Raw genomic sequence first — 21,162 nt, 5'->3', positions numbered from 1 at the left:
CTAAATTCGTTTCACAAGTTTTACGATCAGCACAATCACTGCAATGACAAGAAGAATGTGAATGATGCCGCCGCCAATATGAAAAACTAATCCTAATAACCAAAAAATAAATAAAAGTCCAATAATCGTCCACAACATAATTTTTTCTCCTTTTTTATATGTAGTATTTGTTATAATTTTATATTTCCCTAAATGTGCATAAATAAACGCATTTCATATACATCTTTTCACTAAAGAAGGTTCACATAATGTACAAAAAGCAATCATGTTCTCTGTGGTAAAATAAGTATGTAATCTTATTTAATTTAAGCGGAGATGATTAACTATGACATGGATTGTATTACTTTCCATCATTCTTGTAAGTGCACTCAAAATATTAATAACGTGTCTTCCAACTCCAGTGGTCAAATGGCTTATGACTAAATTTCAATTACACCCAACACTTGATGATCAAAACGCTACTGTCACAGTTGATGGGAAACATTTAGAAGGCAAAGACAAAATGCAAGTGATTGATTATTTTAATAAAGCAACATTTTTAAAACAATATTATGTCCATGAAGGAAATAAGGACTATTATAAACACCTAGAAGACAGTGAAACTCCACTTGTTATCGATACGAAAAAAGGGAAAAACGCTGTTCGACTATGCGTATATAGCTATCATGATCATGTCGACGTCGTGAAACAATATAAAAAGAAGATTATCGCCTACAGCCTTCTGTCTGATCACCTTCAAAAGCAGTCCATAACAGCTGACCTAGCTTAAACCAGTCGCCTACAAGGCGGCTTTTTTAGTTTTTAGGTTTAGTTTGAAGTTACCTTATTTAAAAATACCAAACTTTAACATTAATTCTAATGCTATAACATAAATTAATAGAATTTTCTAAATTTTTAAGAGGTGATGGATAATGCTTTCTTTGTTAGGGTTTGGAATGATTGCTACTTTTCTTTCTTTTCAAGTGGGCCTTTGGGACAACTATTATCATGACAATTACAGCCATTTTAACGAACGCTGTTTCCCTTTAGACTTCTACTATAAAAAAAGGAAGCCGACTACCATAAGGCAATCGGCTCACACATGTAGGATATTGATTTAACACTAACAAAGTACAACACAACACTAGTAATTATATAATATATTTCATTATTTTGAAAGCGATTTCATATATATTTTTAAAAATATTTTGTTACTTGTTTTTTATAGAAAAAAACCACGTTTCAGCCAATTCGAAACGTGGTTCTTTTCTGTAAGGACTTGCCCTACAGGCTATAAATGTAAGTTACGTTCATTATAGCATGAGCCCATATACAGATTCCATGGTAATTACTGTATGATCTCGTTACGTTACGACTCGTTGTATTTTTCTGTCCATGTGCAGCGTATTCCATGGTTCGTCCTGTTCAGCTAGCCTTTTGATAAAGCCTTGTGAAGCCCAAAAAGGAATAGCGCCAGGTAAGAAAGGATGAGTATGCAGATACAGCGTGTCATAAAAATGACTTTGGGCAAATTGTTCAACTGCTTTTAACAGCTGCTGTCCAATGCCTAGACGCCGGTACGCTGGATCGACATAGCATTTTACAACCTCAGCTGCAGTTCTATGTTCATATCGCTCTTTTAATGCATGAAACCGTCCATCGTAAGCGTATAAACCAATGGTTCCAATTACTTGTTGATTTTCCGTAACAGCTGCAAAAAAAGCAGCGTCTTTCGCTTGAACGTAATGTTCATTAAAATGAAGCAAATCCACAGGAAGCTGATTTTTTTCCAGCATAGGAAATAGCTCATTCCGCATATTCATGACAAACTGAATCACTTCAGCATCCTTTTCTTTTACTTCTTTAATTTGATACATTTGTACTTCTTGCACGTTTACTGTCACATCCTTTTAACGATCATTGTATACTTTTTCTTTTCTCTGCTTATGCTGCAATGTTAACTACGGCGTTACGTCTAAATGCTGAGTCAGCATATAATACTCGCTTGGATTTGTTGTCCAGTTTTTCACTTTTTGATTATAAGCAACAACAATGTTTGGATGTACAATCGATGACGTCAGCATTTTTCTATTAATCAAAGCGGTTGCTTGTTTGGCTAACTGATCTCGTTTTGCGTCATCTACTGTTGAATTTAACTGTTCTATCATTTTTGTTAGCGTATCATCATTAATCCGGCTGGCATTTAAACCACCGCCGGGCAAATAGTTCGTACTTAAATAATAGCTGGCATCTCCTCTAGGTGCTGTGATAAGGCTGTACAATGCTAAATCCCAATCATCTTTTGCCATTACATATTCATCGCTATCTTCAACTAGGTGAATCTTAATAGTAATTCCTAACTCTTTGGCATTAGACTGTATAAGCTGAGCAATTAAAGGCAGTTCTGGCAAAGAACTATATGTGACAAGAGAGAGCGATAGTGGCTTTCCATTTTTGATTGCTTTGTCATTTTTGATTTGATAGCCTGCTTTCTCTAAATATTTTTTAGCAGATGTCATACCTCTTTGCTCATTAGCAGTACTATCAGCAAAAGGTAATTGGGGTAAAAATGGACCTCGAGCCGCTGCCGCTTGATTGTTCATGATGCTGCTAACAATTTCTTTTCGGTTCAATAAGGTATCGATAGCTTTTCTTACATTTTCGTCTTTTAATGCGTCATTAGTTTGATTGTAAAGCAATAAATGGGTGCGCACACTAGGTACTCCACTTACTTTAAAAGACGGATCTGTTTGTAAAGTGCCCAAGCTTTCTAAAGGCGGGCGATAAATAATATCGGCTGTTCCAGATTGAAGAGCAGCAACTCGCGCATTAGCATCTTCGTTAAATCCAAAGATCGCACTTTTCAATTTCACTTTTCCACCCCAATAATTTTCATATCTTTCTAATTTTACTTGATTTCCTTGATCAAAAGACAAGACGCGAAATGGACCCGTACCAATGGGCTTCTTAGCTATATTAGAAGCATCAACATCTATAATAGCTGTATTTGGATGCACTAATTCAGAAGGAAATTTAGGCATTGTTTCTTTTAATGTAATTGTCAGCGCATGACTGTTCGCTTTCATTTCTTTAATATTTAAAGCGTTTTTCATCGCATAACTTTGGTCTATCGTTCTTTGAAGAGAAGACTTAACGGCATTTGCATTCAGCGCTTTTCCATTTTGAAACGTGATGTTCTTTCTTATCATAAATGTCCATGTAAGGCCGTTATCTTTCGTTTCCCACTTTTCAGCAAGCCAAGGCTTTATTTTTAAATCGTCGTTGATTTTAACAAGCGTCTCCCCTACTCCCCCACGAACTGCTGTATAATTATCGTCCGTATGAGGATCAAGCGTTGCAGATGTAAAATTAAATAAAAACGTCACACTTTTATCCGTTTTCTTTCTTTCTTTTATACTTACGCTCTCTTCATTAGGAGCGCAAGCAGTGAGGCAAAGTAACACGAGAAATATCATAGATACAAGTTTTTTATTATTTATCATTCATTTTTCCACCTTCTATTTTAATACACAAAAAAAAGCACTTCTAAAAAGAAGTGCTTGCCTTCACAACAAATTCAGATAAACGTATCCCTTGTTTATCGTATTTTTGATTCTGCCAAAACACCTCCCTATCCTCGTAGGTTATTGTGTGCTGCGATTTATGGCAGGTCTCCTGGCTTCAAGTCATTGCCTTATACCGCCTTCCCGTCTCTAAATAGACAGTGGCTTTTTGACATAAGGCTCCTTGTTACAGTGGCGGGACCGCTCCGGATTTTCACCGGATTCCCTTTTAAGGCAATTGAAAAACAATTGCCACCATAAAAGCTGGTTATTTAATTTAGTAGCGTGCTCTTGAAACTCTAGAAGTGGAAGCTGATGGTGAAATATCTTCATCATCAAATCCAGTGGCAATAACGGTTACCATCATTTCGTCCTTTAAATCTTCATTAATCACAGATCCAAAAATCATATTTAAGTCCTGATCAGAAGCGGACGTGACAATATCTGCTGCTTCCTGTACTTCGTAAAGACTCAGGCTGCTGCCGCTCGTAATGTTCAGCAGCACGCCTCTTGCTCCATCAATCGATGCATCTAGCAGCGGACTAGAAATCGCTTTTTTCGCTGCTTCAATTGCTCGATCTGATCCCGAAGCTCGTCCGATACCCATAAGCGCAAATCCTTGATTAGACATAATTGTTTTTACATCAGCAAAGTCAAGGTTAATCAGCCCCGGAACAGCGATTAAATCTGAAATACCTTGAATACCTTGGCGAAGAACATTATCTGCTTCACGGAATGCTTCAAGCATAGGTGTCTTTTTATCAACGATTTCAAGCAAGCGGTCGTTTGGAATGACAATAAGGGTATCTACCGATTCATTCATCGCAGTAATACCGCCTACTGCTTGCTTGGTACGTTTATTTCCTTCAAACTTGAAAGGGCGAGTAACTACTCCAATTGTTAAAGCATTTAGTTCACGGGCAATTTGGGCAATAACCGGAGCTGCTCCAGTACCAGTGCCTCCCCCCATGCCAGCTGTTACGAATACCATATCTGCGCCTTGCAGTACTTCTTGAATTTGCTCTCTGCTTTCTTCTGCAGCTTCTCTTCCTACTTCTGGATTAGCTCCTGCACCTAATCCTCGCGTTAATGCCGCACCAATCTGCATTTTCACATCTGCTTTAGATAAATTAAGCGCCTGAGCATCCGTATTAACGGCGATAAATTCTACCCCTTGTACACCATGTTCAATCATACGGTTAACGGTGTTATTTCCTCCACCGCCGACTCCAATTACTTTAATTCGCACTAATGGCGATACATCTGCATCAAATCCAAACATTCTAAGTTCCTCCTCAATGATCAAAATTACTTTCTCTTATTATCCGAAAAAACACGTGAAGAACCTTTTACTCCTATGTTTAACGCGTAACTGTTCTTTTGTTTTACAGATTTTATACATTTCTCTTTTAACCTTTAAATCTTTACATCTTTATGTAAAATTATTGTTGTTCTGAAGTTAGTACGCCGAACTCTTTTTTGGTTTTCCCACTCAAAACGGCATATAAGCTTATTGTATCATTCATTTGACAGATGTCTGTATTTAATTTTGAGTAAGATGTGACTAAGAGAATAATATTTTTATAGACAAAATGAGAAAAAGCCCTTAGAAATAAGGGCTTCTCTAGATAATAAACCATTTTATAATTTCCCAGTTAAGAATTGAGCTTCTCCCATACCAAAGCTCCAGTCAGCATTACCGTTTTCAACAATTGAAATCATAATGTCGCTTGGCTGAATTCCGCAGCTTTCTCCCAGCTCTTTTACAATTAATTTGTAAAGAGCTTGTTTTTGCTCTTCTGTTCGCTGTTTGCTCGTCACACTTATAATAACCAAATCCTTGCTTCTCTCAAAGCCAAGACCTGTATCTTCAATAATCATTTCATGAGCAGGATGCTGATGTACAATTTGATAACGATCGCGTTCTGGGACGCCAAAGGCTTCTAGCATCGCTCGATGAGTAGCGTCTAGTAATGCTTTTAACTCTTTTTCGTCTCTTCCTTCTATTACATCAAATCTAAGTAATGGCATACTAAGTAACCTCCAGCTTTTTGTCTAATGTATTATTGCTTTATCATATCACAACTATCATTTGTAAAAAAAAGATATGCTATTCACAATGTGCTCTCTAGTGAAAGAGACCTCAAACTCTTCAATAAAAGCTGAACCTAATAAAAAGAAATGAGCAGCATAACGACTCATTTCATTAGTACAAAAATATTTATAATAAGAGCTAAAATACATGCAGATACAATGGCAATGAGTACGTTCATCACAAGGTTTTGCGAGGATGTTTTAGCTTGTTTTTTCATATCAGCCCGACTCATCTGTTGCTTTTCATGATCACTTTTAGACATCACGTAGCCTCTCCTATTCATCAAAATGTCAGCAGTGTATAAATGATTTTTGAGAAACCTTGATCCAGTTCTTTTGTATAAACAGCAGCACATGCAGGTTATCATCAGTTATTTTAGCATGTTTTGTCAAATAAGTGGACTATGTAGCGCTTCAATTTAGTATTCACAGCCAAATATATTTAAATTCGTTGCTTTTCTCTTCTTTTCTCGCTATTGTTTGAGAAGAAGGATAATTAGATACGATAAAGGATGATACGATATTGAATAACCATACGCAGCTGCCTCAGTATATCTACACATACGCATGCAGCGAAGAGGAACTCTCACTATGTCAATTAGAGAGACGCTCTCTTTTTGAAATTGAAACTGAGAAACCTATCATAAGAAGCGCCGTTAAACTTGATCCAAGCAGAAGCCCTTTTATCAAAGAGCGATTAGATATTATGTATGAATCAGATGACCTTGCAGATATTTGCAAACAAGTAGAAGATATTGACCTTGGAGATCAAACATTTAAACTCATTTTTATGAAAATTAATGACTTGGAAAAAGATCAAAAAATAAGCTATAAAGGTCAGCGTGCGATTGAACGTGATGTGGGTTGGCATTTTGTAGCAGAAGCAGACTTGCATAACCCTGACCATTTGTTTGGAATTGTTCCATTTGAAGGACGCTGGTATTTTGGAAAATATCAAAAAAGCGAAGCTGTATGGCTGCATCATTTGAAGAAACCGCGTGAATACTCTACGGCACTCAGTACCCGCCTTGCAAGAGCTGTAGCTAACATTGCCGTTCCAAAGCCTGAAGGAATCAAAGCGATTGATCCATGCTGTGGTATTGGTACAGTCCTCGTAGAAGCTCTTTCAATGGGCATTGATATTGTAGGACGCGATATCAACCCACTTGTGACCGACGGATCTCGTGAAAATATTGCGCATTTCGGCTTAAAGGGTGATGTCAAAACCGGACCGATTTCGGATGTTACCACTCACTATGACGTAGCGATCATCGACATGCCTTACAATCTCTACACCCACGCGACGCCTGAAGATCAGCTTTCTATTTTAAAACACGCTCGCCGCTTTGCGGATAAAGTAGTCGTGATTACAGTAGACACGATTGACCATATGATTCATGAAGCTGGCTTTTCTATTTCAGATCGCTGCGTAGCGCGCAAAAGCGTATTTTCTAGACAAGTAGTTGTATGCGAATAAAAAAAGACACCAGTCTAACAGGCTGGTGTCTTTTGATTTACCACTCTTTAGGTTCATAGTCTAATTCTTTGAATAGCTGCGTACGCTCTTTTTTCGTTAAATCTCTCCATTGCCCAACAGGCAAGTTGTTTAAGTGAATATTCATAATACGCGTACGCTGAAGGCGGTACACTTCATATCCGAGCACTTCACACATACGGCGAATTTGACGATTTAAGCCCTGTGTTAAAATAATTTGAAACTCGTACTTAGACAGCTGTGTCACTTTACAAGGAAGCGTTTTTGTACCTAAAATTTTTACTCCCTCAGACATGTTTTTGATAAACTCGGGTGTAATCGGCTTATCTACTGCAACAATATATTCTTTTTCATGCTTGTTTTCTGCACGTAAAATTTCGTTAATAATATCGCCGTCATTTGTAAGTAAAATTAAGCCGTCTGAATCCTTATCTAGTCGTCCGACATGATGAATACGCAAAGGGTGATTGACTAAGTCAATGATGTTTCCCTTTACTTTTTTCTCACTCGTACTTGTAATGCCGACTGGTTTATTAAGTGCAATATATACATTATTTCGAGCAATCCGAAGCTGTTGGCCACTTACTCGAATATCATCGCCAGGCTTAACTTGATCTCCGATTTTTGCAACCTTTCCATTAACGGTTACTCTTCCTTCACTAATTAACTTATCTGCCCCGCGTCTTGACGCTTTGCCAGATTCGCTAATAAATTTATTCAGTCTCAGGTGAATCACAACCTTACATTTAAAAATTTTAAAATTTGTCTCTTCTATTAGAAACCGATATGTGTCAATTTCTATACCGTCCCTATCGTAACATGCTATACGCTTCTCGTCTTCTTTTAATTTCATTACTTGACTATATTTTTTTAACAGAAATAAAAGGATAGCCTCAAAATACTTTGTAACCTTATTCTTAACATTTCAAGCAATGCTTACACCTGTCAAACCAACGTCAATCTTCACTCCTATACAAGACATAGACGTCTGGATTGACTGATCAGTATAGAGTTGCTACCATCAGGTTTTCTTATGCTTCCAGGAGGAGTAACGCTGGCTCTGACAGCTATGGTCGGAGGACATTTGTTCGATAAAATTGGATTTAAGCCGCTGCTTTTAACAAGTTTAATTCTTTTAACGTTTATTTTAAGTTTGTTCACTACCATTTCAAGCGAAACAACTACGATGACTGCAGCTATTTTATACGCTGCCTTTACAATTGGCGTAGGTTTAAGCATAGGGCCCGTGATGACGCTTGCTTTAAATCAAGTACCTAAACCTCTTCACGCTCACGGTTCAGCCATTTCAAATACGATTAACCAAGTTGCAGGCGCGATTGGACCAGCTTTGTATACAAGTATTATGACTATGGCTTCTCAGCACTTTATTCAACAATCAAATGAAGCGAATAAAACGCTGTTGCAAATAAAAAGTATGACAAGCGGGGTCCATACCGTCTATTATGTAGCCATCGCTTTCGCTATCGTTTCGTTCCTGCTCACTCTTACGTTAAAGAAAAAAGACCAGCAGCTGGAGACGCAATAAATAAGAAACTAACGAGAGCTGCTCAAGTCATGAGCAGCTCTTGTTACATGCCGAATTTATATTACAAATGTAAAAGCAATCATAGATACTATGAAAGCAAGAATAATAATACCTCTCTTTTTTTCTGTTTTCCATGCTTCAATAGCGCCCGCGATACCACCAATGACTAAAATAAAAGTACCTATAATGTGCAGAGGCAGCAGCGATAATACTCTACCTAAACTCGCCATCACTCCTCCAATCAATATAAAGCCTGTTGTTATAATCGATTTTAATGATGTTAAGTCTCGTATAGCTTCTTGTTTTTCAGTCTTACTCAGTTTAAAGTACTCTATTATACTAAAAGCAGCGGGTGTTCCCCATAAAATAAAGAAGCTAACTAATCTATCCGTGTCTACATTCACTGTTTATTCACCACCGCTATTAGTTTCTTATACACTTTTCCTAACCCATTTTTTAGAGATAAAAAAAGCGGCTGTAGCTGCTACAGCCGGAATCATAAAAGCAAAGCTACCAGAATAACTGCCAAACGTTACTTTACTTGATAATCCTTCGATTGAGCTCCACATAGTCGAACTTTCTGGAACATATAAGAGCGTAAGAATCATTCCTGATAGCAGTTGAAAGCTACCCAAGAAAACGATGAAACTAATGATAAATAGTCCATATCTCTTCAATAAAATCTCTCCCTTGATTTATATACGATTTCACGCTTCATAAGTTCCATCATTTAACAAATCCATGTATTATTCTCGCTTCAAAGATCCTCCAAAAGAAAATTGATGGTAGTCATCGATCTTATTCCAATATCCTATGCACTTTACGTCAGGCTCATCAATAGCTAACGCTTCTTTATTAATTCCTTTATAAGGAAGAAATGCAGTCAACTTTACCTTTTGTTTTGGCTTAATATTTAACTTATTGCCTTCTGCTAACACCTTAAATTTATTTTCAGAATAACCGTTTTTTATTTTTAGTGGATACGATAAAAATACGTCGTTTTGTTTGATGGTCAAATCGCTCTTGTTTACGAATTCCAATTCATACGAAATCCCTTGCTTCATCTTTTGTTCTTTGATGACGTTAATATGGATTTTTTCTAGTTCTCTTAAAGGAACGTTGTCTTCTTCTTTTGAACACCCGGCAAATAAGATAGCTAACACTAATAAAACAAGAATTCCTAACTTTCTATTCAAAAAATAATCCCCTCTCTCGTAACAAAGATTATTTTACAATTATAACTCAAAAAAGTTATTTAATGGTAAAAATACACAATTAAAAAAGCAAACCTTGTCGGTCTGCTTTTTTAATTGCTACGCATAGGTAATGTGTTGTTGTGCGAAAAACTTTTCGATAAGGAGTTTGCCAACTATATGTATATCGTAACAAAAGAAAAAAGAACACGCTGTGAGATTTGTCACTTCTTCTTTCAAAATAATCTAATTGAATACTCGCTATTGCGTTACGCAAAAAGAGCAGAACGCAATAGCGACCTGCTCTTTTTACATGCTAGATATGGGTAATTTGTCCATGCGTGAAAAGCTCTTCAATAATAAGGGGTTTATCACTACACTTATAGAATAACAAAGAAAAAAAGATGCGGCTGTGAGATTTATCACAGCCGCATCTTTTTATCCAACTAGCTTATTAAATTGTACACGTTTATTAATTGCCGCCATAATTGGTGCTCCAACAAGCATAACCACAAACTCACCAACAGCTGTTGTTAACCATGTAAAGAAAAATGGTAAATCAAATGCTAGGTGCAGTTCAAACGCAATAATAAACATCGTAAACGTAAACACAAGTGTATTAATAAGCATACGAGCCCACATATTTTTAATGTAGCGCATAGAAAAAATGGTAATGAGTAATGATAGTACAGATTGTCCTACCCCAAACACCAGATCATAAGCGACCATTGGTGAAAAAAACAAATTCGTCAGAAATACCCCTAGTACAATGCCGTACACGTACTTTTTATTAAATACAATCAAATGATTGAACATTTCTGATATACGAAATTGGATATTGGTGAAGCCAAACGGCTGAATTAACATGCTAACAGCAATATACATAGCTGCTAAAAGACCGTTGACGCAAAGTGTTCTTATATTCATCTTACTATTCTCTCCTTAGTTTTTTAACGTGGGATGGTTACGAACCACGTAAACACTCAAAGAATCATACAGCAAGCTTAAGCTTTCGTCAATCTAGCTGTTTGCAAACTACTGCTGCTTTCATGTCTTCCATATTGACTGCTCTTTTTTCTTACTTTTCTTTAGTATAAAATAGAAGACGTATCCGTATACATAGGTGACATAAAGTAGTTAACCCTTTTGATTTGAAATACGAAAGGATTTGTAGCGATGTTAGATAATACAGATAAGCGCATACTAGAAGAGCTATCAAAAAATGGACGTATGAAGATGAAAGAATTAGGAGAAAAAGTGCATTTAACCGGACAAGCCGCTTCTGCTAGAGTATTAAAGTTAGAAGATGAAGGCATTATCAAAGGCTATACAATTAACATTGATGAACGAAAACTTGGCTACACCGTCCATGCATTTTTAAATATCTATACGCAGAGCATTCATCACCACCCCTACCTTACATTTGTAGAAAGTCAGAAGAAGTACGTCATCAACAACTTTAAAATCAGCGGCGATGGCTGCTACTTACTAGAATGTAAATTTCATTCGAATGAAGAATTAAATGATTTTTTGACAGAGCTAAATCAGCATGTGAATTACAAACTTTCAATCGTCATTAACAAATAAATTTTTTTAAAAAATAAAGGTATATTAATTTATGAAAATGGTAATCCTAATAACGTATTCCCCCTATTCCAATAAATTTGAAAATCCTTTGCGCCGTCGCAAAGGATTCTTTTTTTATGTAGGAAACCGCCTTCTATTTTTTGAAAAGTTGAACATCTCTCATAGCGTTGACATAGCGGTCAGAGGTTTATATAATCGGTGACATCGAAGCATAGAAAAGCAGACTCAAGACATTATACACGTATCGTAATTCTTCGTCTTAGAAGTTGATCAGTTTTATAACTAGACAATTTCTAAGACGTTTTTTATTTTATCATTTGTGAAACACTAGTAAAAACAAGATTCCACGCAAAAATATCCTAATGATCAGGGAGGTTTGCATATTGAAAACAATCTATAAAGACATCATTTTAATTATTGCCGGAGCGCTTTTAGTTGCTGCATCCATTGATTTTTTTGTCATTCCAAATAAATTAGGTGACGGAAGTACGGTTGGTATTGCTCTTGTTTTATATTATTTATTTCATATCCCTACAAGTATCAGCACATTTCTTGTGAACCTTGTATTCATTGCCTTAGCTTATAAATTTCTAACTAAAAAAACGATTCTCTATACGATTCTAGGAGCTGTCATGACGTCCGTTTTCTTAGGTCTGGTCAGCTATATTCCTTTTCACGTTCACGACATGATTTTAGGAATTGTATTCGGGGCTTTACTAATGGGAACAGGACTGGCACTCATTTTTATCGCGGATGGATCTACCGGCGGCACAACTCTTTTAGCTTATTTATTAAACTACACAAAAGGCTACAATATCTCGAAAAGCATGTTCTACATGGACAGCGTCATTATTTTAGCATCGATTTTTGCTATTGGCGTCAACAATACCCTCTATACTTTTATATTCGTCTATCTTTGTGCTAAAATCGTCGATGTTGTTATCGAAGGTTTCCACAACAAAAAAGCAATGACGATTATGTCTGATCAGTACAAAGACATTGCGCAAGTTATCACCAGTGAATTTGGAAATGCAGCTACCATCTTTTATGGATATGGCTACTACGCCAACAAAGATAAACGCATTATCTACGTTGTTATTAAAAAGAACGAGTTATTAAAAATTAAAAAGAAAATCCAGCAAATTGACCCGAATTCTTTTATTGTCATCCACGAAGTAAAAGAAGTTGTCGGCGGAAAATTTGGATTTATCGGCAATTCGCCTCATGAAACAAAAGCCGCTGCTAAATAAAAAAATCCACCTCTTGGTGGATTTTTTTATGAAAAAACCGTTAAGAAAAACGAAAAGATCCCTGCTAAAAAGTAAACTGACCCTAACGCAATTGCTCCTGTAACGACCGTAAATACACTTAATCCGATAGCCACCTTCATTTTCATCCACATCCCTTTTTAGATTAGTAGTATAAGTATGTCCAAGAATAGAAGATTTATAACTATGCCACCCTATTTATTTCATATATCGATGCAACAATTGTCTATTCAATGTGTTCTAAAACCACCCCTGGCGGCATAATGTATAGGAAGGATTTCATATACACATCTTTGTATCACACATATCATATGAAATTAGGTGAGATAAAATGGTGGCTGTCCACTTTTTTGAAAACAGAAAGCTTCTATTAAGCCAGCTGAGGGAAAACATTCCTTCTACGGGTGATGATTTAAAGATTAAGGGACGAAAAGGAACCGTCGTGCTTGTGAATGACATCGATGAAAAAAATGTTCACGTGGAAGTTGCTTTAGAAAAAGTAGTGAAAAAGAACTTAGCGTTAGATAATGCTAAAAAGAAAAGGAGATAAGCGGCTACGCTTATCTCCTTTTTTTGATTGACATACGATCTCTTGCTTCTGTTTAGAAAAAAAAGAGACTCCTAAAAAAGGAATCTGCCAAAAAGAGCGATATCATCGCCTGAATATTAATACAAGCTATACTTTAACATATAAAAACATATTTTACAAAAATAAACTATTATTTTACGCATAATTATTTTTTTATTCGAGGCTTTTCAACATTTGAAACCCATTTCGTATAAAGAGTTTTATTTATTTTTCAGGCCAAATTTTTGCATCCGGCTCTAATAACCACTTATGCTCTTCTTCCATAATACGGTCTGTCCATGGATTATTGTCAAGATGGCGAATCATCCAGCAGAAGTACATCGCATAGCCGGGAGCCGTTGCTTGAGGATGATCTAATTCACCTGGAATTGTAATAAAACTATTATCAACTACACGGTATGCATCTTCTCCAACCATTGCACAGCCAAATCCTTGCGGCTTGTCAAAACGATAGTAATATACTTCAGGCTGATCATGATGATGAGGCGGATAGCTCGACCATCTTCCTGGATAAGAAATAACTTCTCCAATAACAAGGTTAGAATAAGGAGCGTTATTATAATCAAAGATTGTCCGAATGACACGCTGAGCGGTACCTTCCCATACTCCTTCACCAGCTACTGTATTTTGACAGTCTTCAGGCGTATATAATTTTGATGAAAATTCTTTTTCATTATCCGTTTTTTGAACTAGTACTTCACTATTGGCAAGCGCGGTAATTTTAACCTCCACATTTTTCGAAACGTGCAAACACCAAGGCTCTTCTTCAAAAAGAGACTCACGCTGAATTTCTTTCGAATGTCCTTCCCACTCTAGCTTTACCTTTCCTTCTAGTAAAAGAATAGCCGTTTCATTGTTGCTGTCTAGCAAGGTTTCCTCTTTTCCTTGAGACATATTATAAATCCCAATATCCATCAGCATATCTTTGTGCTGACCGGCCATTTCTGTAAGTACGTTGTATCCTTTATTTAATTCACCTAATTTACCTAGCATGTTTAACTTCCTCCTTTATGTAGTAGCACAATCAGAATTTACTAATCACTCATTTTTTCTTCATAGACTTTATACATTCTTTTGAATATGTGACTGTGAAGAGTTTTTATTAACAGCAATACTCTTGATTGTATTCAATTATTTGCAGATGCTGTGGCGTTTCTTCGTAACGGAGCCGTCGATTTCCGGACAATCAATTTCGGCTCAAGAAGTAAATGTTCTTTATGCATCGTTGAGTATTCCATTTCTCTAACCAGCAAATCCACTACGTTTACAGCCATTTCTTTTGTCGGTTGTGCTACCGTCGTCAACATGGGCGTGATGGTAGTAGAAAGGACGGTATTATCAAAGCCAATCACTGATAAGTCATTCGGCACATCAATGTTGAATTCTTTTGCCGCTTGTATGACGCCAATAGCCAGTAAATCGTTACAAGCAAAAATAGCCGTCACTTTCTCCTTCATTAAAAAAATTTGCTTAGCACTTTCATATCCTTTTTGAATACTTGCTTCGGTCGTAATAACGTGCTGAGGTAACACAGTGATTCCATTTTCTTGCATGGCATCTCGAAAAGCATCTAAACGGGCGTGATTACTTTTTGCATTTTCTGTAATAATCGCAATTTTTTTATGATGCAAAGATAGCAAATAATCAGTCGCCAAATAGCTTCCCTTATAGTCATCCACTGTCACTGTATTAACAGATATGTGAGGGATTTCTGAAGCAATAACGCTAATGGGTATATCTTGCTTCAGCATATTTTTTAAAAGATTAGCATTGCGAAAAGCAGATGCTACAATTAAACCGTCGATTCTCTGACGAATTAACAGCGATAGATATTTTTTCTCTTTTTCCGCATCGTTATCGGTATTACACATTACAACATGGAAACCTCGCTCATGACTTCGGTCTTCTATGCTTCTTGCCAAATCGGCAAAAAAAGGGTTGGAGATGTCGGGTACGAGAAGCCCAATCGTTTTAGTAGGCTTTCCTGTTAAAGCAGATGCTACGACGCTTGGATGGTAATTCAACTGCCCCATAACCTCAATTACTTTTTGTCTTGTTCTTTCACTAATGTGACCGGTTTGATTGATAACTTTTGATACGGTGGAAATTGATACACCTGCTTCTTCAGCCACACTATAGATGGTTGGCTTCATTTCATCTCCTCCTTTCCTTTCATAAACATATAAAAGGCGTAAAACCTTTTACAATAGAAATTAAAGACCGCTTTTTTCTTTAATAAAGTTTCTTGCTTTTAACGCATATTCAAAAGGATTAGCAAGCGCTGGATCCTGTTCTGCTTCTACGACAAACCAGCCGTTATAATCAGAAGCGGCAAGCGTAGTAAATACTTCATCAAATTCAATAACTCCGTCGCCTGGAACAGTAAAGGCTCCTTCTTTTACCGCTTGCAAGAAGCTCAGGTCTTGTTGTTTGACTCGATCAACTACTTCTTGGCGAATATCTTTTAAATGAACATGTTTAATACGATGAAGATATTTTTTTAAGATATAAAGAGGTTCTTCGCCTGAAAAAACAAGATGACCGGTATCAAATAGGAGCGAAACAAGCTCTGGATTGGTAAGCTCCATTAGCTGCTCAATTTCTTCTGTTGTTTGGACGCCTGTTCCCATGTGATGATGATAGACAATATGCATATCTTTCTCTCTTGCTAGTTTCCCAAGATAGTGCAGGCCTTCTATAAGGCTGCTCCACTCTGTTGGCGTGAACACGGGCTTTTCTTTGAATAAAGGTACATCCATCATCCCTTGAATGCTGTGTCCTTGTTCAGATACAACAATTACTTTTGCTCCCATTTCGTATAAAAAATCGCGATGTTCAATAAATGGCGTCACCGTTTCTTCCAGCGGCTTTGTCGTTAAAAATGTACTAAACCATGCGCTTGCAATTTCTAAATTCCGAAGTGATAATGCCTTCCTTAAGATCGAAACATTTCGCGGATATTTGTTTCCTACCTCACTTCCTTTAAAACCGGTTAAAGCCATCTCACTGATACACTGTTCAAATGTATTTTCAGCTCCTAGTTCAGGCATGTCATCATTTGTCCAAGCGATTGGAGCAATCCCCAGTTTGACCGTGTTTTCCTTGAACATGTCTTCCTCTCCCCTATATCAAATTGAAAACGCTATTATATTCACCGAATGTTTCCCCTCAACATCGGCCATTTCTCTTGCTTGTTAATAACCTCTGGCCATTTCAAGATTTTTCACTTTATCCTTATAGGCTTCTTGTACATGGTGATTTTCAGATACCTCTGCTACTCCTACATGCCACCACGATTCATAACCGTTTGTCATAGTTTTGGGTAGCACTTTAATATCAATTAATGTAGAAGTCTCTTGTTTTTGTGCATCTTCCATTGCCGTTTTTAGTTCTTCAAGAGAGCTTACACGATATGTTTTTACACCGTAGCCTGCGGCGCTGGCTGCAAAATCAATTTTCATCACGTTTCCGTTTAATTTTCCTGTTTCATCGTTTCGATAGCGAAACTCTGTTCCAAAACTCCCCATTCCATTTGACATTTGAAGATTATTAATACATCCAAATCCGGAGTTATCAAACAGTAAAATATTTATCTTTTTTCTTTCTTGAAGGCTTGTAATGAGCTCTGAATGCAGCATTTGATAGCTTCCATCTCCAACCATCGCATACACTTCTTTAGCTGGTTCAGCCAGCTTAACTCCAAGTGCACCTGATACTTCATATCCCATACATGAATATCCATATTCCATATGATAGGTATTGGGTTTATTAGACTTCCACATTCTCTGTAAGTCACCTGGAAGACTTCCAGCTGCACCAACAATGACGGAGTTGTCATCAAGGAGCTTATTAACCTCTCCAATTACTTCTGTTTGCGTTAATTGAGTACCAAGTGATTCTGCATATTCAGCTAAGCTTTCATCTAAATGACCTTTTATTTCTGGAATAAAATCTGCCCCTGTAAAACGTATGCTATGTAGACGCTCTAATTCTGCTTCCCATGCGTCTTTTGCACTTGCAATTTCTGTCGTGTAACCAGACTGATAGCCAATTGACATGAGCTCTTTCCTAAGAGCAAACAACCCTTCTTTTGCATCAGCTACAAGCTTCACGGCATCCAGTTTATTTGCATGAAATTCAGACGTGTTAATAGTAAGAAATTGCACGTCGGGATGTTGAAAAAGCTGTTTAGATGCTGTTGTAAAATCAGTAAATCGAGTGCCTACTCCAATTACTAAATCCGCATCTTTAGCGATTGTATTAGCAGCTGAGTTTCCTGTTACACCTATTCCGCCAAGATTATAACGATAGTCGCTTTCAACGGCACTTTTCCCAGCTTGAGTTTCTCCAAATGGAATATGGAACTCACTAGCAAATTGTTTTAACTCTTTTGCAGCTTCTGAATACCGAACGCCTCCTCCGCAAATGATGATTGGCTTTTTCTTTGTTTTTATTGCTTGAATTGCATCTGCTAGACTGTCTCTAGTCGGAAGGCGACGCTCAATGCGGTGAACGCGCTTTTGGAAGAAATAAGCTGGAAAGTCCCATGCTTCTCCCTGCACATCTTGAGGCAAACAAATAGTTACAGCTCCCGTATCTGCAGGATTCGTTAACACACGTATCGCATTAATCATAGCTGTCATCAATTGTTCAGGGCGGCTTACGCGATCCCAGTACTTACTCACTGGACGGAAAGCATCGTTTGTAGAAATAGATAAATCATATGACTGTTCAATTTGCTGCAAAACGGGATCAGGCTGTCTAGTTGCAAATACATCGCCGGGAAGCAACAAAACTGGAATGTTATTAGCTGAAGCTGTTGCTGCCGTTGTAACCATATTTGCCGAACCTGGTCCTACTGAAGATGTGCAAGCCATAATCTGCTTTCGATGTTTTTGTTTTGCAAAAGCCATCGCTGCATTGGCCATTCCTTGTTCATTACGTCCTTGATATACATCTAGATTTCCTGGGTCTTCTTCCAAAGCTTGCCCAAGACCTACTACATTTCCGTGCCCGAAAATTGTAAAAATCCCTTTAATAAACTGATGCTGCTTTCCATCAAATTCAACATACTGCTGATTTAAAAACTTCACTAATGCTTGTGCCGTCGTCATTCTAACTGTTTCCATGCTTCTTTCTCCCTTCTAATACTAGATTGCGATTTTAAAAAAGGAAGCATAAGGAATATCTTTAATTCCTGATACCTCCTTTTAAAATGGAATGCGATTTTTAATGAATCACTTACCAGCGCGTTGTTACCATTTTCTTTCTTGTATAAAACTCCACGCCGTCCGTACCATTTGCATGAAGATCACCGTAAAAAGAATCTTTCCAGCCAGAGAATGGGAAGAATGCCATAGGTGCCGGTACCCCTACATTTACTCCTAACATACCAGATTCAATATTTTCACGGAACTCACGTACGCTGGCGCCGCTATCTGTATAAATACAAGCACCGTTTGCAAATCGAGAGTTATTAGCTACTTCAATAGCTTCTTCTAATGTTTTCACACGTACAATAGACAGCACAGGTGCAAAAATTTCATCTTGCCAAATTTTCATTTCTTGCGTAACATGATCAAAAATCGTTGGTCCGACAAAGTAGCCCTTGCCATTTACTGCTGCATCTGTGCGACCGTCACGAATAAGCTCCGCTCCTTCTTGCACGCCTGATTCAATATAGCTGAGCGTACGCTCTTTATGATTTTCACGAATGACTGGTCCTAAGAAGACGTTTTCTTCTAAGCCGTCGCCAATTACAATATCATTTGCTTCCTCTACTAATCTTTCAATTAGCTGATCCGCAATTTCTTCTTGTACAGTAACAACAGATGCTGCCATACAGCGTTCACCTGCTGAACCAAAAGCGGCTCCGATAATTTGTTTTGTTGCTACGTTCAAATCTGCATCATTTAATACAATTGAATGGTTTTTAGCACCGGCTAAAGCTTGAACACGCTTTAAGTTTTCCGTACCTTTTTTGTACACGTACTCAGCTACAGGCTGGGAACCTACAAACGAAATAGCTTTCACTAATTTATGTTCAAGAAGACCGTTTACCACATCATGCGCGCCGTTTACAATATTTAATACACCTTTTGGCAAACCAGCTTCTTCAAACAGCTCAGCTAATCTTGCAGCTAACAGCGGCGTACGCTCAGAAGGCTTTAACACAAATGTATTGCCGCAAGCGATCGCAAGCGGGAACATCCAGCAAGGAACCATCATTGGAAAATTGAACGGTGTAATTCCTCCAATGACGCCAATTGGATAGCGGTACATGCCAGACTCAATATCTGTTGCAATATCAGGAAGCTGTTTCCCCATCATTAACGTAGGAGCTCCTGCCGCGAATTCTACGCATTCAATTCCACGCTGTACTTCACCTCGCGCTTCGTTAAAGCTTTTTCCGTTTTCAACTGTCACTAACTTTGCTAATTCATCCCAGTTATCTACTAATAGCTGCTGATACTTGAATAAAATTCGTGCACGTTTAGGCACAGCTGTTTTTGCCCACCCTTTGAACGCTTCATTTGCTGCTTGCACCGCTTGATCTACGTCTTCTTTTGTAGAAAGAGGTACCTGTGCGATTAATTCACCTGTTGCTGGGTTATACACAGGTTCCGTTTTTGATACAACTGATTCAATCCATTGTCCACCAATATAGTTTTTTACTGTTTTTACTGCTGTTTGCGTCATAGAATATCTCTCCCTTTATCTGATTTTAATAAGCTTCTATTCCTTTAATCTCTCAAGATTTTCCCTTTGTTTATTAGGCTTTCTGCAAAACTTCAGTTGCTGTCTCCATAAAGTTGAAGAGCTCAACGCTTGTCGGCATAGCATCTGAACAGCTGTGTCTTGAAATGACAATCGAAGCGGAGGCACCCCCCAATCGCATTGCCTGTGGAATTTCCAGTCCTTGCATCAATCCATAAATAAAGGCTGAAGCATAGGAATCACCAGCACCAAACGTTTTCAGAACTTTTGTTTTAAATATTCCTCCACGGTGAGACTTACCATCTCTTGTATAGGCAATAGAGCCTTCTCCACCATGCTTAATCACGACGATTTGAGCATGGTGAGAAAACCAGCGCTCTGCTGTTACTTGATCATTAGATTCTTCATAATTTAAAAGTTTTTCCATCATGTCAAACTCTTCTCGCGTACCAATAATCACATCTGATTTTTCAGCAGCTAAATTAAAATAGACTGCCGTTTCAGCTTCCGATTCCCATGTATATGGACGATAGTCAATATCAAAAAACACTACAACTTCATGCTTGCGTGCGTATTCTAATGCTAGAAATACAGCTTCACGAGAAGGACTTTGTGCAAGAGCGGTTCCAGATATTAAAAGAGCCTTTGACTTCTTAATATATTCTTCTGATACTTCTGTAGGATCTAGTTTTAAATCCGCTACGTTATCTCGATACATTAAGATGCTGCAATCTGTAGGGCTCTTGATTTCCGTAAAAGCAAGCCCCGTCACAGCCCCTGTTTTATCGACAGCAATACTATCTGTATTAATCTTATTTTTTTGAAGATACCCAGTAATGAAGCGGCCCATTTGATCATCTGATACTTTTCCGATAAAACCGGTTTTTAAGCCTAGCCTTGCTGCTCCAATCGCAATATTAGCTGGAGAGCCTCCTACATATTTAGTGAATGTTTTAGTCTCTTCCATTGGACGCTGTGTTTCATTTGCATTTAAATCTATACATAAGCGACCGATAGCGATAAAATCTAACTCACGATTTTCTTTAAAAACAAGCGGATTCATCTTTACTCCTCCTTAGTTAAGCGCTTTCCTAAAAAGGCGAAAAGAGCAAGATATTCTCTTTCAGCCCA

23 protein-coding genes and 2 riboswitches are annotated in these 21,162 nt (G+C 37.6%); of the genes, 6 read left to right on the top strand and 17 right to left on the bottom strand.

What is annotated here, in order from left to right; genetic code table 11:
• Positions 1–138 (bottom strand): lmo0937 family membrane protein, encoded by a 138-nt coding sequence (locus tag ACRPLQ_RS23850; RefSeq protein ID WP_013055244.1) that lies wholly within the window; start codon positions 136–138, stop codon positions 1–3.
• Positions 139–325: 187 nt separating this feature from the next.
• Here ACRPLQ_RS23850 and ACRPLQ_RS23845 point away from each other — a divergent pair, with 187 nt between their 5' ends.
• Complete coding sequence (locus ACRPLQ_RS23845; RefSeq protein ID WP_328141200.1) at positions 326–769, top strand: YfmQ family protein; 444 nt, start codon at positions 326–328, stop codon at positions 767–769.
• Between the two features lie 574 nt (positions 770–1,343).
• Here the strand turns inward: ACRPLQ_RS23845 and ACRPLQ_RS23840 are convergent.
• From ACRPLQ_RS23840 to ACRPLQ_RS23820, 5 genes are all read right to left on the bottom strand, one after another.
• Positions 1,344–1,871, bottom strand: coding sequence for a GNAT family N-acetyltransferase (locus tag ACRPLQ_RS23840; protein ID WP_049162817.1), 528 nt, complete (start codon positions 1,869–1,871; stop codon positions 1,344–1,346).
• Between the two features lie 69 nt (positions 1,872–1,940).
• The gene (gene nikA / locus ACRPLQ_RS23835; RefSeq protein ID WP_328141201.1) at positions 1,941–3,482 is read right to left on the bottom strand and encodes a nickel ABC transporter substrate-binding protein; all 1,542 of its coding nucleotides are present in this window, start codon (positions 3,480–3,482) and stop codon (positions 1,941–1,943) included.
• Positions 3,483–3,626: 144 nt separating this feature from the next.
• Positions 3,627–3,817, bottom strand: a riboswitch (cobalamin riboswitch).
• A gap of 2 nt (positions 3,818–3,819) precedes the next feature.
• Positions 3,820–4,824: a cell division protein FtsZ gene (ftsZ, locus tag ACRPLQ_RS23830; RefSeq protein ID WP_014461739.1), complete on the bottom strand. Its 1,005-nt coding sequence runs from the start codon at positions 4,822–4,824 to the stop codon at positions 3,820–3,822.
• 359 nt (positions 4,825–5,183) lie between these two features.
• The gene (locus ACRPLQ_RS23825) at positions 5,184–5,573 is read right to left on the bottom strand and encodes a tautomerase family protein (RefSeq protein ID WP_033580680.1); all 390 of its coding nucleotides are present in this window, start codon (positions 5,571–5,573) and stop codon (positions 5,184–5,186) included.
• A gap of 167 nt (positions 5,574–5,740) precedes the next feature.
• The gene (locus tag ACRPLQ_RS23820) at positions 5,741–5,899 is read right to left on the bottom strand and encodes a hypothetical protein (RefSeq protein ID WP_165635927.1); all 159 of its coding nucleotides are present in this window, start codon (positions 5,897–5,899) and stop codon (positions 5,741–5,743) included.
• Positions 5,900–6,159: 260 nt separating this feature from the next.
• Here ACRPLQ_RS23820 and ACRPLQ_RS23815 point away from each other — a divergent pair, with 260 nt between their 5' ends.
• Positions 6,160–7,113, top strand: a complete 954-nt coding sequence (locus tag ACRPLQ_RS23815; RefSeq protein ID WP_033580681.1) for a TRM11 family SAM-dependent methyltransferase — start codon at positions 6,160–6,162, stop codon at positions 7,111–7,113.
• A 37-nt stretch (positions 7,114–7,150) separates the two neighbouring features.
• Here the strand turns inward: ACRPLQ_RS23815 and rluF are convergent, their stop codons facing one another.
• Positions 7,151–7,867, bottom strand: a complete 717-nt coding sequence (rluF, locus tag ACRPLQ_RS23810) for a 23S rRNA pseudouridine(2604) synthase RluF (protein WP_014461744.1) — start codon at positions 7,865–7,867, stop codon at positions 7,151–7,153.
• A gap of 276 nt (positions 7,868–8,143) precedes the next feature.
• Here rluF and ACRPLQ_RS23805 point away from each other — a divergent pair, with 276 nt between their 5' ends.
• The gene (locus tag ACRPLQ_RS23805; RefSeq protein WP_268834003.1) at positions 8,144–8,677 is read left to right on the top strand and encodes an MFS transporter; all 534 of its coding nucleotides are present in this window, start codon (positions 8,144–8,146) and stop codon (positions 8,675–8,677) included.
• A gap of 56 nt (positions 8,678–8,733) precedes the next feature.
• On the opposite strand, the gene ACRPLQ_RS23800 is transcribed toward ACRPLQ_RS23805, so the two are convergent.
• The 4 genes from ACRPLQ_RS23800 to ACRPLQ_RS23785 form a co-directional block, all read right to left on the bottom strand.
• Entirely contained in the window at positions 8,734–9,081 is a 348-nt protein-coding gene (locus tag ACRPLQ_RS23800) for a hypothetical protein (RefSeq protein WP_028414339.1), read from the bottom strand.
• Between the two features lie 27 nt (positions 9,082–9,108).
• Entirely contained in the window at positions 9,109–9,354 is a 246-nt protein-coding gene (locus tag ACRPLQ_RS23795; RefSeq protein ID WP_028414340.1) for a hypothetical protein, read from the bottom strand.
• A 69-nt stretch (positions 9,355–9,423) separates the two neighbouring features.
• Positions 9,424–9,873, bottom strand: coding sequence for a hypothetical protein (locus ACRPLQ_RS23790; protein ID WP_028414341.1), 450 nt, complete (start codon positions 9,871–9,873; stop codon positions 9,424–9,426).
• 435 nt (positions 9,874–10,308) lie between these two features.
• A complete protein-coding gene (locus ACRPLQ_RS23785; RefSeq protein WP_028414342.1) occupies positions 10,309–10,797 on the bottom strand; it encodes a QueT transporter family protein in 489 nt (162 codons plus the stop codon).
• A gap of 9 nt (positions 10,798–10,806) precedes the next feature.
• Positions 10,807–10,851: riboswitch (PreQ1 riboswitch) on the bottom strand.
• A gap of 195 nt (positions 10,852–11,046) precedes the next feature.
• On the opposite strand from ACRPLQ_RS23785, the gene ACRPLQ_RS23780 reads away from it, so the two are divergent.
• From ACRPLQ_RS23780 to ACRPLQ_RS23770, 3 genes are all read left to right on the top strand, one after another.
• Positions 11,047–11,457 (top strand): Lrp/AsnC family transcriptional regulator, encoded by a 411-nt coding sequence (locus tag ACRPLQ_RS23780; RefSeq protein WP_028414343.1) that lies wholly within the window; start codon positions 11,047–11,049, stop codon positions 11,455–11,457.
• A 383-nt stretch (positions 11,458–11,840) separates the two neighbouring features.
• Positions 11,841–12,707, top strand: a complete 867-nt coding sequence (locus ACRPLQ_RS23775; protein ID WP_432236295.1) for a YitT family protein — start codon at positions 11,841–11,843, stop codon at positions 12,705–12,707.
• A 349-nt stretch (positions 12,708–13,056) separates the two neighbouring features.
• Positions 13,057–13,275: a hypothetical protein gene (locus ACRPLQ_RS23770; RefSeq protein ID WP_013055227.1), complete on the top strand. Its 219-nt coding sequence runs from the start codon at positions 13,057–13,059 to the stop codon at positions 13,273–13,275.
• Between the two features lie 243 nt (positions 13,276–13,518).
• On the opposite strand, the gene ACRPLQ_RS23765 is transcribed toward ACRPLQ_RS23770, so the two are convergent.
• The 6 genes from ACRPLQ_RS23765 to iolC form a co-directional block, all read right to left on the bottom strand.
• The gene (locus ACRPLQ_RS23765) at positions 13,519–14,307 is read right to left on the bottom strand and encodes a 5-deoxy-glucuronate isomerase (protein ID WP_028414345.1); all 789 of its coding nucleotides are present in this window, start codon (positions 14,305–14,307) and stop codon (positions 13,519–13,521) included.
• 134 nt (positions 14,308–14,441) lie between these two features.
• Entirely contained in the window at positions 14,442–15,467 is a 1,026-nt protein-coding gene (locus ACRPLQ_RS23760) for a LacI family DNA-binding transcriptional regulator (protein ID WP_033580685.1), read from the bottom strand.
• Between the two features lie 60 nt (positions 15,468–15,527).
• Positions 15,528–16,424: a myo-inosose-2 dehydratase gene (gene iolE, locus ACRPLQ_RS23755; RefSeq protein WP_028414347.1), complete on the bottom strand. Its 897-nt coding sequence runs from the start codon at positions 16,422–16,424 to the stop codon at positions 15,528–15,530.
• An 84-nt stretch (positions 16,425–16,508) separates the two neighbouring features.
• Complete coding sequence (iolD, locus tag ACRPLQ_RS23750) at positions 16,509–18,443, bottom strand: 3D-(3,5/4)-trihydroxycyclohexane-1,2-dione acylhydrolase (decyclizing) (protein ID WP_047751703.1); 1,935 nt, start codon at positions 18,441–18,443, stop codon at positions 16,509–16,511.
• 112 nt (positions 18,444–18,555) lie between these two features.
• Positions 18,556–20,013: a CoA-acylating methylmalonate-semialdehyde dehydrogenase gene (locus tag ACRPLQ_RS23745; RefSeq protein ID WP_328172487.1), complete on the bottom strand. Its 1,458-nt coding sequence runs from the start codon at positions 20,011–20,013 to the stop codon at positions 18,556–18,558.
• Positions 20,014–20,086: 73 nt separating this feature from the next.
• Entirely contained in the window at positions 20,087–21,094 is a 1,008-nt protein-coding gene (iolC, locus tag ACRPLQ_RS23740) for a 5-dehydro-2-deoxygluconokinase (RefSeq protein ID WP_328172486.1), read from the bottom strand.
• Between the last annotated feature and the right edge of the window lie 68 nt (positions 21,095–21,162).

Source organism: Priestia sp. TRN 1309 (assembly GCF_050846875.1).
GTDB classification, from domain to species: Bacteria; Bacillota; Bacilli; order Bacillales; family Bacillaceae_H; genus Priestia; species Priestia zanthoxyli.
Note: the sequence above shows the minus strand (reverse complement) of the source record. Positions and strands in the feature narration are given on the sequence as shown.